At 61.3% G+C, this 16117-nt stretch carries 13 protein-coding genes; 7 read left to right on the top strand and 6 right to left on the bottom strand.

Annotated features, from left to right (window positions below):
• Nucleotides 1–22: 22 nt before the first annotated feature.
• The 5 genes from H8S45_RS09240 (at nt 23) to H8S45_RS09220 (ending at nt 6759) form a co-directional block, all read left to right on the top strand.
• Complete coding sequence (locus H8S45_RS09240; RefSeq protein ID WP_054326728.1) at nt 23–691, top strand: response regulator transcription factor; 669 nt, start codon at nt 23–25, stop codon at nt 689–691.
• The gene (locus H8S45_RS09235; RefSeq protein ID WP_186949981.1) at nt 688–1584 is read left to right on the top strand and encodes a sensor histidine kinase; all 897 of its coding nucleotides are present in this window, start codon (nt 688–690) and stop codon (nt 1582–1584) included. The genes H8S45_RS09240 and H8S45_RS09235 overlap by 4 nt, the downstream gene beginning before the upstream one ends.
• 282 nt (nt 1585–1866) lie before the next feature.
• Entirely contained in the window at nt 1867–2535 is a 669-nt protein-coding gene (locus H8S45_RS09230; RefSeq protein WP_186949979.1) for an ABC transporter ATP-binding protein, read from the top strand.
• A 13-nt stretch (nt 2536–2548) separates the two neighbouring features.
• On the top strand, nt 2549–5251 hold the full coding sequence (locus H8S45_RS09225) for an ABC transporter permease (RefSeq protein ID WP_186949977.1): 2703 nt from the start codon (nt 2549–2551) through the stop codon (nt 5249–5251).
• 158 nt (nt 5252–5409) lie between these two features.
• Nucleotides 5410–6759, top strand: coding sequence for an MATE family efflux transporter (locus H8S45_RS09220; protein ID WP_186949975.1), 1350 nt, complete (start codon nt 5410–5412; stop codon nt 6757–6759).
• Nucleotides 6760–6828: 69 nt separating this feature from the next.
• Here H8S45_RS09220 and ytvI read toward each other — a convergent pair whose 3' ends face one another.
• The 4 genes from ytvI to rplM form a co-directional block, all read right to left on the bottom strand.
• Complete coding sequence (ytvI, locus tag H8S45_RS09215; protein WP_186949973.1) at nt 6829–7902, bottom strand: sporulation integral membrane protein YtvI; 1074 nt, start codon at nt 7900–7902, stop codon at nt 6829–6831.
• A gap of 301 nt (nt 7903–8203) precedes the next feature.
• Nucleotides 8204–9205, bottom strand: coding sequence for a copper amine oxidase N-terminal domain-containing protein (locus H8S45_RS09210; RefSeq protein ID WP_054326724.1), 1002 nt, complete (start codon nt 9203–9205; stop codon nt 8204–8206).
• A 160-nt stretch (nt 9206–9365) separates the two neighbouring features.
• The gene (gene rpsI / locus H8S45_RS09205; RefSeq protein WP_054326723.1) at nt 9366–9773 is read right to left on the bottom strand and encodes a 30S ribosomal protein S9; all 408 of its coding nucleotides are present in this window, start codon (nt 9771–9773) and stop codon (nt 9366–9368) included.
• A gap of 15 nt (nt 9774–9788) precedes the next feature.
• Complete coding sequence (rplM, locus tag H8S45_RS09200; protein WP_054326722.1) at nt 9789–10217, bottom strand: 50S ribosomal protein L13; 429 nt, start codon at nt 10215–10217, stop codon at nt 9789–9791.
• A 264-nt stretch (nt 10218–10481) separates the two neighbouring features.
• Here rplM and H8S45_RS09195 point away from each other — a divergent pair, with 264 nt between their 5' ends.
• A complete protein-coding gene (locus H8S45_RS09195) occupies nt 10482–11222 on the top strand; it encodes a tRNA 2-thiocytidine biosynthesis TtcA family protein (protein ID WP_054326721.1) in 741 nt (246 codons plus the stop codon).
• Between the two features lie 112 nt (nt 11223–11334).
• The gene (locus H8S45_RS09190; protein WP_147574212.1) at nt 11335–13314 is read left to right on the top strand and encodes a fructose-1,6-bisphosphatase; all 1980 of its coding nucleotides are present in this window, start codon (nt 11335–11337) and stop codon (nt 13312–13314) included.
• Between the two features lie 69 nt (nt 13315–13383).
• On the opposite strand, the gene H8S45_RS09185 is transcribed toward H8S45_RS09190, so the two are convergent.
• Nucleotides 13384–15165, bottom strand: a complete 1782-nt coding sequence (locus H8S45_RS09185; RefSeq protein ID WP_054326720.1) for an S-layer homology domain-containing protein — start codon at nt 15163–15165, stop codon at nt 13384–13386.
• A 36-nt stretch (nt 15166–15201) separates the two neighbouring features.
• The gene (locus H8S45_RS09180; protein WP_107631004.1) at nt 15202–16086 is read right to left on the bottom strand and encodes a hypothetical protein; all 885 of its coding nucleotides are present in this window, start codon (nt 16084–16086) and stop codon (nt 15202–15204) included.
• Between the last annotated feature and the right edge of the window lie 31 nt (nt 16087–16117).

Here is a 16117-nt window from a genome sequence, read left to right as displayed (position 1 = left end):
TGGGGAGCGTGAGGTGATTGCCATGGAACACATCCTGATCGTTGAGGACGACCCCGCGCTCGGCCGCGGGCTGACGCTTGCGCTGGGCGGCGCGCACGCCTGCACGCTGGCATCCGGCTGCGCGGACGCGCGGCGGGCGCTCGCCGCCGCAACCTTCGACCTTGCCATCTTTGATATCAACCTGCCGGACGGCTCGGGGCTGGCGCTGCTCGAAGAGACGCGCGACACGGGCGGCCCGCCGGTCATCCTGCTGACCGCGAACGACCTGGAAACCGATATCGTGACCGGCCTGACGCTGGGTGCGGACGACTATATCACCAAGCCCTTTTCACTGGCCGTGCTGCGCGCCCGCGTGGAGGCCGCGCTGCGCCGCAACGCCCCCGCCGCCGCGCCCGCTGTGTTCGAACAGGACAGGTTCCGCTTTGATTTCGACCGGCTGGACTTCGCCGTGGAGGGCAGGCCGCTCCAGCTTTCGCAGACCGAGCAACGGCTGCTGCGCCTGCTCGTCGAAAACCGCGGGCATACCCTGCCGCGCGACACGCTGCTCGACCGCATCTGGACGGACGGGGCGGACTATGTGGACGAGAACGCGCTGTCGGTCACGGTCGGTCGGCTGCGGCGCAAGCTGGGCAAAAACGCACCCATCAAAACCGTATACGGCGTGGGGTACAGTTGGGCGGTGGAGACATGAAGTATGTCGCCCTGGCCGCCGTGCTGCTGGCGCTGGCCGTGCTTGTTTACGACCGGCTGCGCCTGCGCCGCACCATGAACAGCCTGGACCGCATGCTGGACGACGCGGTGTGCGGCGCGTTTGTCCCCACGCATTTTGACGAAAGCCGCCTGTCCGCGGTCGAGGCCAGGCTCAAGCGGTATCTGGACGCAAGCGGCACGTCCGCCGCGCGACTTGCCGAGGATCGGGCGCGTGTGCAGGCGCTGATCGCGGATATCTCGCATCAGACCAAAACGCCGATCGCGAACCTGCTGCTGTACGCTGGGCTGCTGGCGGACAAGGACCTGCCGCCGGATTGCCGCGACTGCGTCGCGCAGCTCACCGCGCAGGCCGAGAAGCTGCAGTTTCTCATCGCGTCACTGGTCAAGGCCGGCCGGCTGGAAACCGGCGCGATCGAGGTACACCCGAAGGAAGCCAGCGTGCAGGCGCTGGTTTCCGCCGCCCTGCGCGAAGCCACGCCTAAGGCTGCGGAAAAGGGCGTTGCGCTCCTTGCGCCGCCGGATACGGCAGCGGCGGCGCGCTTTGACCCCAAGTGGACGCAGGAGGCGCTGGGCAACCTGATCGACAACGCCGTGAAGTACACGCCGTCGGGCGGCTGCATCACGGTGTCGGTCACGCCCTATGAGCTGTTCTGCCGCATCGACGTGGCGGACACCGGCATCGGCCTTGCCGAGGAGGAATGCGGACGGGTGTTCCAGCGGTTCTACCGCTCCCCCGCCGTGCGGGGCGAGCAGGGCGTTGGGCTGGGGCTGTATCTCGCCCGCGAAATCGCCGCGGCGAACGGCGGGTATATCAAGGTAGCCTCCCGCCTTGGGGAAGGCAGCACGTTTTCACTGTTTTTGCCCAAAGCGTAGCGGCTGTGGTTGCCGCTACGCGGAAGCGCATGATGGCACATATGCAGCGCATGTTTGGCCCACTGGCACGGATGATTTGCCCGCGCTTCGCGGGCTGGAAAATTTCGCCGTCTGTGGACGGCGAGGAACTGTGCGCAGGCCGTGAAACTCCCCCGCTGGAGCGCTTCCTCCAGCAATCTAACAAAACTGTTAGATTTCCGACAGGCTCTCGACAGAATTGCATGGTATCGTCTGTATTGTACCCAAGGGTGCGATACAGACTTTTTTCGGGAGGTTCCTTTTATGAAGGTTTTACAGACACAGGCCCTGAGCAAGATTTACGGCGCGGGCGATACCGAGGTGCGCGCGCTCGACGGCGTGGACCTTGCGGTCGAAAACGGCGAATTCGTCGCGGTGGTCGGCACATCCGGCTCGGGCAAATCCACCCTGCTGCACATGCTCGGCGGGCTAGACCGCCCGACGGACGGCAAGGTCTATGTGGACGGGAACGACATCTTCGCGCTGAAGGACGACGAGCTGACCATTTTCCGCCGCCGGCGCATCGGGTTCGTGTTCCAGGCGTATAATCTTGTTCCCGTACTGAGCGTGTACGAAAATATCGTACTCCCCATCGAGCTGGACGGCGGCACGGTCGATCGCGCCTATGTGGACGAGATCATCCGCACGCTGGGGCTGGAAAGCAAGCTGTCCAATCTGCCCAGCCAGCTTTCGGGCGGCCAGCAACAGCGCGTGGCCATCGCCCGCGCGCTCGCCACCAAGCCCGCCATCATCCTGGCGGACGAGCCGACCGGCAACCTGGACAGCAAAACCAGCCAGGACGTGCTCGCGCTGCTCAAGGTGACGAGCGAGAAGTTCGGCCAGACCATTGTGATGATTACCCACAACGAGGAGATCGCCCAACTCGCGCACCGGATCGTCCGCATCGAGGACGGCCGCATCGTCCATTCGTAAGGGGGCGCGCGATATGCTGAACGTTCCCAACAAAAGGTGCATCCGCCGCCTGTCCGACCGCAGCCTCAAGGCGGCGAAAACGCGCAACATCATTGCGGTCATCGCCATCGCGCTGACGACCGTGCTGTTTACCTCGCTGTTCACCATCGCCATGTCCATCAACGACTCGTTCCAGCAGGGCAACTTCCGGCAGGCGGGCGGCGACAACCACGGCACGTTCAAGGACCTGACCGAAGCGCAGGTGGCCGAGCTGCGGGACGATCCCCTCATCCAGGAGTCCGGCACCCGCCTGATGGTGGGCATGACGAGCGACGACCCGCCGTTTAACAAGAGCCATATCGAGGTCAGCTACATGGACCCGACGCAGGCCAAACATTACTTCATCGAGCCGGTCGAGGGCCGCCTGCCCGCCGAGGGTACGGACGAGGCCGCGGCCGACACCCGCGTACTCTCCCTGTTGGGCGTGGAGCCTAAAATCGGCGCAAGGTTCACCCTGCCCATCGCCATCGACGGCAACACCGAGGACGCGCATGTGGTCGAGCGCACGTTCACGCTCTGCGGCTGGTGGGAGTACGACAGCGCCATTACCGCCTCCCACGTCCTGCTGCCCCGCTCGGCGGCCGACGAGCTGTGCGCCCTGTCCACGGGCAGCCCCTATACCGCGACCGGTACCTGGTCGCTCGACGTGATGCTCGCCAGTTCACTGCACATCCGCGAAGACCTGACGCAGATCCTCGCAAACCACGGCTATCAGTGCGAAAACGCCGGAGAGGAGGACTATATCGGCATCGGCGTCAACTGGGGCTATTCGGGCGCGCAGCTTGCCGCGCAGGCCGACCCCATGACCGTCATCGCCATCGCCGCCATGCTGGCGCTCATCATCTTCACCGGCTATCTCATCATCTACAATGTGTTCCAGATTTCGGTCACGGGCGACATCCGCTTTTACGGGCTGCTCAAGACCATCGGCACGACCGGCCGGCAGATTCGCCGCATGATCCGGCGGCAGGCGTACCTGCTTTCGCTCGTCGGCATCCCCATCGGCCTTGCGGGCGGGTATTTCGTCGGCGCGGGGTTGGTGCCGGTCGTCATCTCGCGCTTGGACGGGATGCACGAGACTGTGTCCCTCAGCCCGCTCATCTTTGTGTTTGCAACCGTATTCTCGCTCATCACCGTACGCATCTCCTGCCGCAAGCCGGGCAAAATGGCCGCGCGCGTATCGCCGGTCGAGGCGGTACGCTACACGGACGCAAGCGCGAAAAAGCCGAAAAAGGCAACAGGCCGGCACACTGCGGCAAAGCGCGCGGCCTACGGCGCCAGGCTGCCGCGCATGGCGTGGATGAACCTCGGCCGCAGCCGCGGCAAAACGGTCGTCACCGTCCTTTCGCTCGCGCTCGCGGTGGTGCTCATGCAGCTCACCTACACCTTCGCCATCGGCTTTGACATGGATAAGTACCTCTCAAGCAAGTCGGCGGTCGATTTCGTCGTCGGCGACGCGGCCTACTTCCAGACCGGCGCAGGCTTTACCTCGACCGATGAGGCGGTGCCGGAAAACGTCATTGCGGACATCGACGCACAGGGCGGCGTCACGGACGCGGGCCGCATCTACGGCAAGGTGTCGAACGTGCAGGAGTTCGTCACCGAGGACTGGTTCCGCCAGAGCTGGGGGCAATGGAACTCTCCAGAAACGCTCGACCTCATGGTCGCGGATGAGGAGCGCGACGAAAACGGCCTGCTGGCCGACCGCGTCCAACTTTACGGCATGGAGGATTTCCCGCTTTCCAAACTCGAAGTGTTGGAGGGCGACCTGTCCGCGCTCGCCGACCCCACCGCCAACGCGGTCGCGGCGGTTTATATGTCCGACGACTACGGCGACGCGCAAGAGGGCTCGAACTGGGCGAAGGTGGGTGACAAGGTTCGCCTGCGCTATGTGGAGGAGCTCGAGTACTTTTATTCGGACACCGGCGAAATCATCCCGCCCGAGCAGGTGGACGCGGCTTATGACAGTGGGCGCGGCATCAGCTCGCGCGCCAAGACCTACCGCGACGCGGAATACACGGTCGTGGCCGCGGTACTCGTCCCCCACTCGCTCGACTACCGCTACTACGGCGCGGACGAGTTCGTGATGGGCGCGGAGCAGTTCAAGCGTGACACGCAGACCAGCTCGGTCATGACCTATGTGTTCGACGTAGCAGACGGCACGGACGGCAGCATGGAGGCCTTCCTCAAGGACTACACCGAAAACGTGCAGCCGCTGTTCGATTACGAGAGCAAGGCGACCTATCAGGCCGAGTTTGACAGCTTCCGCACCATGTTCTTGACACTGGGCCTCGCACTGAGCTTGATCATCGGTCTGGTCGGCGTTTTAAACTTCTTAAACGCGGTGTTGACCGGCATCATCACCCGCCGGCACGAGTTCGCCGTCTTGCAGGCTATCGGTATGACCGGAAAGCAGCTCAAACGCATGCTCATGCTCGAGGGGCTGTACTACGCCCTGCTCGCGCTCGCACTGAGTCTTGCGCTCAGCGTGACGCTCGGGCCGCTGGTGGGCGCCGGCTGCTCGACCGTGTTCTGGTTCTTCACCTATAAATTCTCCATCCTGCCCCTCGTGCTGCTGCTACCGGTGTTCGCCGCGCTGGGGCTGCTCATCCCGCTCGCCACCTACCGCAGCACCGCGCGGCTGAGCGTGGTCGAGCGGCTGCGCACAGATGAATAAAACCACCGCTTGACTTTACCATCCCCCCGTGCTACAATGATACCGCTCACTCGGAGGGCGAGTCATTCGCGGGAAATGATAAGCCGGATAAGGTGACAGGCTGGGATGCCTGTTCCTTATCCGGCTTTTTTAACGCCCGCAAAGGGAGGTTCAAACACATGAATTTGCTGACAGACAGCATTCGTCCGCTGTACTTCCGGTATCTGGCCGCAGCGTTCGGCAGCGCGCTCATCAGCTCGATTTACGGCATCGTGGATATGGCGGTGGTCGGCCAGTACCAGGGGCCGGATGGCACGGCGGCCCTGGCCGTGGTCGCGCCGGTATGGAACATCATTTACAGCTTCGGCCTGCTGGCGGGCATCGGCGGGTCGGTGCTGTTCTCCACGCTGCGCGGCAGCAAGGGTATGCGGCACGAGGATGAAAACGAGTACTTTACCGCCGCGCTCGGCCTTGCGGTGCTGTTCTCCGTGCTTTGGTGGGGCATCGTCGCGTTTTTCGACGCGCCCATGCTGCGGCTGTTCGGCGCGTCGGACGCGCTGCTCCCACTCGCGCAGGATTACCTGCTGCCCATCAAATTCACCGTTCCATTTTTCCTGTTCAACCAGATGCTCGCCGCATTCCTGCGCAACGACGGCAGCCCCGCCCTGGCGACTGCAGGCGTGCTGGCTGGCGGTATCTTCAACGTCTTTGGCGACTGGTTTTTCGTATTCGCCTGCGATATGGGCATTTTCGGCGCGGGCTTGGCGACCGCGATCGGCGCGGGCATTTCTTTCTGCGTGATGCTGACGCACTTTTTTTCGCGCCGCTGCACGCTGCGGCTGGTGCGCCCGAAGCGGATACTGCTCCAGACCCAGCAAATCCTTGTCACCGGCTTTTCCACGTTTTTCATCGATGTGGCCATGGGTATCCTCACCATGCTGTTCAACCGCCAGATCATGCGCTATATCGGCACGGACGGCCTGGCGGTCTACGGCATAATCGTCAATATCAGCACCTTTGTCCAGTGCTGCGCGTACAGCGTAGGACAGGCCGCGCAGCCCATTCTCTCGCGCAACCTCGGCGCGCGGGCATGGCGGCGTATCCGGCAGACGCTGCGCTATGCGCTGTATGCTGTGGCGTTTTTCAGCGTCTTCTGGACCGCGCTGGTGCTCGCCGTCCCCAACGGGTTCGTGCGCGTGTTCATGTCCCCGACCGAGAGCGTGCTCGCCGCCGCGCCCGCCATCATGCGCAGCTATGGCATCTCGTTCCTGCTGCTGCCGCTTAACATCTTCTCCACCTACTATTTCCAATCCCTGATGAAGCCGGGCGCGGCGTTTATCGTGTCGGTCGCCCGAGGGCTTGTCATCAGCGGCGCGCTGATCTATGCGCTGCCCGCGTTCGCCGCGCCCGGGGCGCTGTGGTTCGCCATGCCGGTGACCGAGCTGATCGTGGCGGTATTCGTCGTGCAGCGCATGGCGCGCTACACCCGCACGCTCGGCAAAGCGCCCGCCCCGTCCACCTCCCGCTGACCGCACCTCAAAAGAAATGACCGCCCGCGGGCGGTCATTTCTTTTGAGGTGCATGCTTTTCGGCAAAGCCTATTTGAATATTTTGATCGTCCCCTGCTCATTGAGGTAGCGTAGCAGCGACAGGCCAATCGGGAACCCGAACAGGCCGACCACGCCGAACAGCTGTGCGCCGAGGAACAGACTCGCAAGCGTCGCCACCGGATGCAGGCCAAGCTGGCTGCCCACGATCTTGGGTTCGATGATATTGCGGATGATCGTGACCACGATATATACCGCGAACAGCGCCAGCGCGAGCTTGAACTCGCCCTGTATCGCCGTGATGGCTGCCCATGGGATCATGATGCCGCCTGTACCGAGCACGGGCAGGATGTCAAAGACCGCAATCAGCAGCGCAATCACCACCGCGTTTTCGATCCCGACGACCGTCAGGCCGATGGACAGCTCTACAAATGTGATCGACATGATGAGCGCATACGAACGGATGCAGACGAACAGCGTACCTGTGACATAGGTCTTGATCTCCCAAAACACCTCCTGCGCCTTTTCGCTCATCTGACGGATAAAGAAACCGGTGATGCGGTCGTAGTCCATAGCGATAAAAAACGTGGAAATAATCATGAGCAGGAGCTTGATGAACAGCCCGGGCAGGGAACCCGCCAGGCTGTACAGCACGCTGATCGTTCCGGCGGACAGGCTGGACACCAGCTGGCCGAGCGATTCCACGAACTGCCCCCAGAGTTGTTCCATGGAAGCGATCAGGGATTCGTCAATACTCAGGACGGACTGCTCAATTCCGCTGAAAATGCTCATGAGCACAGGCTCCACCCGCGCGGTGTAAAAGCCGGGCAGCCCACGCAGGAAGTCTCCGGCAGCGGAAAATGCCTTGATCCCCAGCAGCGCCAGCAGCAACCCAATGGTGCAGTAAAATACCAGCACCAGCGCGATCGCCGCCGCTTTCCGGCTGATATGCAGCTTATGCGAGGCAAAGCGGATCGGCCGCTTGAGCAGATAGGCAAGCACGAAGCCGATCACGAACGGCGCGAGCAGCGGCAGCGCGTATTTGAGCAGCACGACCGCGAGCAGCAGCATGATGCCGAAATACAGGGTATTGACGATAAACGTTCTTTTTTTATCCAGATTCATGGAAACACTCCCAGCCGCGTGCAGGGCAGACAACAGAAAAAGGCATGCCCCGCCGCCCCTTCCTCCAAGGGGACAGGTATGCCTTGCTTACTCCTTATCGGTGTGGTTTACTGTTCGTCCGCAGGATTGTCAGCGGTGTCATTCCTGGTTTATGCGGTCCCTTTCGCGGCATTTTTCCTTATTATAGCGGCGGCGTCCCTCCCTGTCAACCGAAGGCGGACAATATTAACCGCATCTTAACGGCCGGCCGGCATGTCGCCGCACAAACAGAAAAGGCGCGGATGCCCCGCGCCTTTTCCGCTTATTCCATTCTTCCGCTCAGGTGCATGACACTTCCCGTCAGCGCCTGTCCGGAGTGACCCAGCCGCGTGAATACCTCGGCCGGCACCCAGCTCACGCCATCCACTTCGTAGGAGGCCGCCCCCAGCGCCAGGCCGCTGCCGCCGTCGCCCAAGCTGTACCGGTCCTCTCCCAGCCAGATATCCGCTGCGGCGCTTCCGTCCAGTGAGAGCCGAACGCTCTCATCCACTCCATCCCAGGATACGGTATAGCCCAGCGCCTCCGCGACCGCGCGCACCGGCACCATCGCCACGCCATTTTCCACACGGCCCTGCGCGATTGCAATATCGCCGCCAGTCAGGATGGTAAACGTCCGGTCCTGCTGGGGCAGAAGCACGACTTTCTGCGCGGCCGTCTGCCCGGGCATGGACAACGCCACGATGTCATACCAAGCGACGACCGTTGCCCCCATATGCAGGTCCGCGGCCTCCGCCGCCTCGCCATACAGCGTCTGCACCGGCGTCTGCGCGTCCACGCTGACGACCAAACCCGCGTTATCGGTCAGGAAGCGCACCGTTTCATCGCGATACAACACCTCCACATCCAGCAGGTGCGGCGTAACGCCCTCGTCCGGATGGGTGACGACCAGTTCCGCATGGGTCTGCGGCGGGATGCTTCGGGTCATCTCCGGCTCATAGGTGACAAGCAGGGTGTCACCGGTTTGCAGCGCGTCTGTCTGGCCGCTTACATCGGTCATACGCTTTACCGTGCCATCCCGCGCGTCCGCCAGAAAGGTATCCTCGCCCAGCATGAGCGTCAATTCATCCCAGGTGTCGGTCTTAACGGTGATCCGCGGCACCAGCGTGATATCCCCCTCATGAACCGAGGTATGCACCTCCACGATCTCCGCCTGCTCCGTGATCCGATAGGGCTGCGGCTGGTATGGCTCTGCGGGCTGTTCCGCCGCGCCTGCGGCCGTCCCTAGCAGCATCGCGCCAAGAACGCCTGCTATGATTCTCTTCATACGAGTCTCCTCCTTTTTCGTTGTGCCTTTTTGACGGAGCGCGCCCGCCTAAGGTTCCATGTTTTTCAATCGAAGTCAAATTTTTTTGCCGCACGGACGGAAAAAAGCACCCGAAAGCTTTGGCTTTCGGGTGCTTGCCTGTTCTGCGGAAATACAGACGTTAGCGCTTGGAGAACTGCGGAGCGCGGCGTGCAGCCTTGAGGCCGTACTTCTTGCGTTCCTTCATGCGCGGGTCACGGGTCAGGAAGCCCGCCGCCTTGAGCGCGGGGCGGTACTGCTCAGCGTCCGCCTGCAGCAGCGCGCGGGCGATGCCGTGACGGATCGCGCCGGCCTGACCGGTAAAGCCGCCGCCGGAAACCGTGCATTCCACGTCGAATTTGCCGGCGGTGCCGGTCGTCTCAAACGGCTGACGGCAGACCATCTTCAGCGTCTCAAGGCCGAAGTAGTTGTCGATCGTGCGGTTGTTGATCTTGATCTCGCCGGTGCCGCCCGGGAACAGACGAACGCGGGCAACGGAGGACTTTCTTCTGCCGGTGCCGTAGAAATAAGCTTTCTTAGGTGTATACATCAGTTGGTTCCTCCCTTACTTTTCCCAGTTCTCGGGCTTCTGCGCCTGATGGTTGTGGTTCTCGCCCGCGTAAACCTTGAGACGGGTCGCGGACTGACGGCCGATCGAGTTCTTCGGCAGCATGCCCTTAACGGCCAGCTGCATCGCGAACTCCGGCTTCTCCGCCATCAGGGTCTTGTACTGGACCTCTTTCAGGCCGCCGACCCAGCCGGTGTGGTGGCGGTAATACTTCTGGGTGAGCTTCTTGCCGGTCAGAACCGCCTTGTCCGCGTTGATCACGATAACGAAATCGCCGCAGTCAACATGGGGGGTGAACTCAGCCTTGTGCTTGCCGCGCAGCAGCATGGCGGCGGTAGCGGCGGTGCGGCCGAGCGGCTTGCCCGCGGCGTCCAGCACATACCACTTACGCTCGACAGTCTCTGCCTTAGCCATAAAAGTAGACATGTTTTCTTCCTCCGTTTTTTATATCAAAAGTAATTTGACAACATTTTCATGCGCTCCAAGCGAGCATATCTATTAAAACATATCATTTCCGGCAAGTCAAGCGGTTTTTTCAAATTTTATCTGCAATCCACAATATTCTCCGTTTATCTCTTGTTTTCTCTTTCATGCTCACCATTTCTCGTTTTGCATTTCAAATTTTGTATTTGCTTCCGCGCGCGTTTTCTGATATAAATAATAGGTATTTAACGGAAACGAGGCCGCATCATGCAGAAAATGCTTTCCTACGTCCGCCGCGCGGTGGACCACTACCATATGATTGAAGAGGGCGACCGCATCGCGGTTGGCGTGTCAGGCGGCAAGGATTCGCTCGCGCTGCTCGTCGCGCTGGCGAAGTTGCGGGCATTTTACCCCCAAAAATTCGAGATCGTGGCCATCACGCTCGAGATGGGCTACGCGGAGATGGATTTCTCTCCGGTCCAGGCGCTGTGCGACGAGCTGGGCGTGGAATATATCCGCATCCCGACCCAGATTGGCCCGATCATCTTCGATATCCGCAAGGAGGAGAACCCCTGCGCGCTGTGCGCCAAGATGCGCCGTGGCGCGCTGCACGAAGCCGCGAAGGCCGCCGGCTGCAAAAAGGTCGCGCTCGGCCACCACTTTGACGACGTGGTGGAGACCTATATGCTTTCGCTGTTTTATGAGGGCCGCATCTCCTGCTTCCAGCCGGTAACCTTTCTTGACCGCACTGGAATCACGCTCATCCGGCCGCTGCTGTATACGCCGGAGTACTATGTCCGCTCGTTCGCCGCGCGGCATGTGCTTCCGATCGTGCATAACCCCTGCCCCGCGGACGGCAACACCAAGCGGCAGGAGATCAAGGACCTGCTTAAAAGCCTTGAACAGACCATGCCCGGCCTGCGCGAGCGGATTTTCGGCGCGATCCAGCGCTACCCGCTGAAGGGCTGGGCGCCCGACCGCACGCGCACCCCCAAACGGCCCAAATAGAAAAACCGCCCTGGGCGGTTTTTTTCATTTTTTACACAAATCCCTTTGAGTTCCGTCCGGTTTTATGTCATACTGGAATCAGACCAAACCACATGCAGAAAGAGGCGTTTTCATGGACAACCGCACCGAAAGACAGAAATACCTGCGCCTGCTCGCACAACAGTATCCCAACGTGCGCGCGGCCAGCAGCGAGATCATCCACCTACAGGCCATCCTCAGCCTGCCCAAGGGCACCGAGCATTTCATGAGCGATCTGCACGGCGAGGCCGAGGCTTTCGTGCATATCCTGAACAACGCTTCGGGCGCTGTGCGGGAAAAGGTGGACATCGTGCTGCGCGACGCTCTGCCCGCGGACGAGCGCGCGCGGCTCGCCACGCTCATCTATTATCCGGAGGAAAAGCTTTCCGAGCTGGCCGACGCGGCCCCTAACCGCGCGGAGTGGTACCGCATCACCCTGCGCCGGCTGATCGAGATCTGCCGCCTGTGCGCCTCCAAATATACGCGCGCCAAGGTGCGCCGCGCGCTGCCCGTCTGGAACGGTGACATCATCAACGAGCTGCTCAACAAAAACAATGATATCTTCAACAAGCGCGAGTATTTCGACACGGTTATCGCCTCCATCATCGAAACCGACTGCGCGGAGGAATTCATCATCTCCATGTGCAACCTGATCAAGCGCCTGGTCGTCGACCACCTGCACATCGTGGGCGATATTTTTGACCGCGGCCCGCGCGCGGACATCATCATGGACCTACTGATGGAGCACCACTCGGTCGATATCCAATGGGGCAACCACGACGTGCTGTGGATGGGCGCCGCCACGGGCAGCCGCACCTGCATCGCAACCGTCCTGAGCAACTCGATCACCTACAACAATCTGGATGTCATCGAGACCGGCTACGGCATCAGCCTACGCCCGCTCGCGCTGTTCGCGGATGAAACCTACCGCAGCTCGGACATATCCTGCTTTCTCCCCAAGACCGTGGAGGAGGGCGAGCAGTCCAAGGTGGATGTCACCCGCGCCGCGCGCATGCACAAGGCAATCGCGGTCATCCAGTTCAAGCTGGAGGGTCAGACCATCATGCGCAACCCCTCGTTCCGCATGGACGACCGCTTGCTGCTCGACAAAATCGACTTCTCAGGCGGCACGGTGCGGCTCCCCTCGGGCGTTTACCCGCTGCGCGACTGCGATTTCCCGACCATCGACCCTGCCGACCCCTACCGCCTGTCCGAAGCCGAGGCCGAGCTGATGGGGCAGCTCAAAAACTCGTTCCTGCGCAGTGAAAAGCTCCAGCGTCATATCCGCTTCCTCTATTCCAAGGGCGGGCTGTACAAGTGCTTCAACGGCAACCTTCTGTACCACGGCTGCATCCCGATGGACGACAGGGGAGAATTCCTCACGTTCTCGTTCGGCGGGAAAACGCTTTCCGGCAAGGCGCTGATGGACTGGTGCGAAACCGCCGCGCGACAAGGCTATTATGCCCGCGAGGGAACGCCGGAGCGGCAGTTCGGCAAGGATTTCCTATGGTTTTTGTGGTGCGGGCGCAACTCCCCCTCGTTCGGCCGCGACCATATCGCAACGTTTGAGCGCCGCCTGATCGCCGATCAGGCGACCTGGGCCGAGCCAAAAAACCCCTACTATTCCTTCTACAACGAGGACGCCGTGTTCGTGCGCATTCTGCGCGAATTCGGGCTGGAGGGCGAGCACTGCCATATCGTCAACGGCCATGTGCCGGTCAAGACCAAGGACGGGGAAAGCCCGATCAAGGCGGGCGGCCGCCTGATCGTGATCGACGGCGGCTTCTGCCGCGCGTACCAGCCCACCACCGGCATCGCGGGCTATACGCTGGTATACGATTCCTGGGGCATCCACATCACGGCACACGAGCCGTTTCCAGGCAGACGCAACGCCATTCGGGACAACAAGGATATCCTGTCCACCTCCATGGCGTTCGACCGGTCGGAAAACCGCATCCGCATCAGCGAGACCGACAACGGCCGCGCGCTTCAGCAGACGATCGACGACCTCAAGGACCTGCTGGCCGCGTTCCGGCGCGGCGAGATCAAGGAGGATAACAGCGGCGCCGAATAAGCGCCGCCCGTCCGTCCACGCACAGCAAAAAACCGCAGCCTGACGGCTGCGGTTTTTTCATAGCAACGCTTACTCCGCTACGGCGATCGAGCGGAAATTTTCCAGATAATAGTCCGCGTTTTCATCATCCATGATTACGCAGACCAGATTGCCGACGCTGTCGATCTTGACGTTTTCGTCCGCCACGCCCACGCAGATCCACTTGCGCGGGTCCACGCTTTCGGCCAGCTTGCTCTTGGCCGCGTCCACGTCCGCACCGTCCGCAAGGCGGAGCAGGACCACCGAGTGCGCCTGCGAGGTGATCGCGGACTCGGAGGCAAGGCCGGCCTCAAACGCGATATCCTCGGTGCCGAGGTACCACTGCAGCCCTCGGCTCATGCCGTCCGCGCCCATGCCGCTGTACAGCGGAGTCTGCATGACCATGCCGCCGTACGGCTTATTGCCATAGACCTTTTCCATCAGCGAAACCAGAGCGGCGTCCGCCTCCGGCTCCTGCGGTTCCTCCGGCGACTGAGGCTCGTCGGATTTCTTGTAGCCCCATTCCGCTTCGCCGTAGGGCTTCATAAACAGGTCGTAGTACTCATCATAACGGGCGGCGTAAACACTCTCGATCTGCGGGTCGAATGTATAGGCTGTGCCGTCGATTGTGATCTCGGTCCAAGCGTGTACCGATTCGCTGCCCTTGGGGCTGACGCCCGTGCCGACGACCGTCTTGGCATCATAGCCGACCTGGCGCGCCAGATAGGTGAACAGGGATGCCCAGGAGTAGCAGTTTCCCCTGCCCGTTTTGAGCATGTTGATCGCCTGCTCGATCTCCCAGCCGGCCTTGGAGGTATCGACCTCGCCAATGCCCAGATAGCCAAACGAACCCTTGGCGTACAAGTATACCGCCCTCAGGCGCTCCATCTGGGTCAATCCGTCCTTCAGCACGTTGCCCACCGCCGGAGCGAGCAACCGATCCAGCTCCTCCGAGCCGGTCGTGTAGCGGCCGTTACGGTCCAGCTCCAGATTGTCGATCACCACGTTGTGATCAAACTGCCCGTCCGCGTTGACATGGAACAGCATGCCGCTTATGTTCTGCCAACCTTCCGCCAGACCGGAAACCTCCCTGTCAAAGCCGGTCCAGCTCTCGATCCCGTCGGTTATCTCATATTCGTGGTCTGTGGTCGCTTCCAGCATGTCCAGATAAGCCCAGTGCGTATCCGGCACGTCCGGCATGATGCGGATGCCCTCGCTGGTAGCAGCCGTCACCGCGTCGCCCGCACGGCCCAGCACGCGGTTGAGGATGGCGACGGTTTCCGCGCGGGTGATCGGGTCGTCCGGCCGGAACAGGCCGGACGGGTCGCCGGAGATCCAGCCCTGCGCCAGCGCGGTCTGCACCGCGCCGTGCGCCCAGTGGGAGGCGGGTACGTCGGCAAACGTCCGCTCCGTGCCGATATCATCATGCGGGAAGCGCGCGAGGATGGTGACGAACTCCGCGCGGGTAATCGCCATGTCCGGCAGGAACGTGCCGTCCGCATAGCCGCTCACCAGGCCGAAGCCAGCCATCTGGCGCACCGCGTCCGCGTACCACGCGGAAACGTCCACATCCGTGAACAGATGATCCCCGTTTGCCGCTTTTGTGGTCAGGAGTGAAGCGATCAGCTTGCACGCCTCCGCGCGGATGATCGGGATATCCGGCCGGAACGTGCCGTCCGCATAGCCGTTCATATACTGCATGTGGTCGGCCGTATTAAGCTGCGGCACGGGCGCGCCGTCTGTTTCATTCGAGGCGGCGGCGCATGCGGAAATCGGCAGTGTCGTTACCGCCATCAGCGCCGCAAGCGAAGCCGCGGTCAGTCTTTTTTTCATGTGTTTGGGATTCCCCTTTCCTGATTCTCTGGAGGGTTAGACGGAGCCGCCGCCGTCCGGTTCCCTGTCCCCCGCGTTTTTTTGTGTTTTTTCCGTTTTATCCTGCTGCTCCGCCTCATCCGGATCAAGCACGATGGGGATAAGCGACGCCGCCAGCTTCCCCCTGCCGCGGGTCTTGACGTAAAAGAACCCGATCGCGGAAAAAATGACCGCGCCGACAAAATTCACCAGCAGATCCTTCATCGTGTCGATCAGGCCGATATCCAGATAGCCGCCTGGGAACTGCATCCAGTCCTTCCCGTTAACGATCAGGCTCTCGATCGGTTCATGCACGACCGTGTTGAGACCCGTGGGGTTGAGGGACACGGAATTGACCGTTTGGACGAGGAAATCCTTTTGCATATCCGTTCCGAAAAACTGATCCATGCCGAATTCAAAAAACTCCCACAAAACGCCAACCGTCATGGAAAAGCAGAACGCCACGATCGCCAGGAACAGCGGCGACAGCTTAAAGGAAAACCGCTCACTCCGGTTGAACAGATCGATCAGGGAGAAGCCGACCGCCGCGACCAGAAAGCCGTTGATAGTGTGCAGCATGGTGTCCCAGCCGGGTATGATCGTATAAAACGAGTTGATTTCGCCCAGTATTTCCGCCGCATAGATAAAGCAGTAGATGATCCCCTCCATCAAAGGCGGGATATCGATTGCCAAGCTGCGCTCGATCAGCATGGGTACGCAGAACAGGATCAGCGCGAGCAGCGCCACGAACATATTCTCATAGCGGTGCATGAAAGCCGAACGGATGAACGTCAGAATGATAAAAAAGGACAGCACGCCGCGGATGGTCAGCCGCCGCCGCACCCGCCTGCGCGTTTCTACCGCGCTTTCTGCCTTTGCCGGTTTATTTCTTCTTTTGAACATGAGCTCTCCTCTCCGCCGGTCTGTGATTTCC

This window comes from Agathobaculum faecis, assembly GCF_014287995.1.
In the GTDB taxonomy this organism is placed as follows: domain Bacteria; phylum Bacillota; class Clostridia; order Oscillospirales; family Butyricicoccaceae; genus Agathobaculum; species Agathobaculum ammoniilyticum.
The sequence above is the reverse complement of the archived record's forward strand: the minus strand, read 5'-3'. Positions and strand labels throughout refer to the sequence as shown.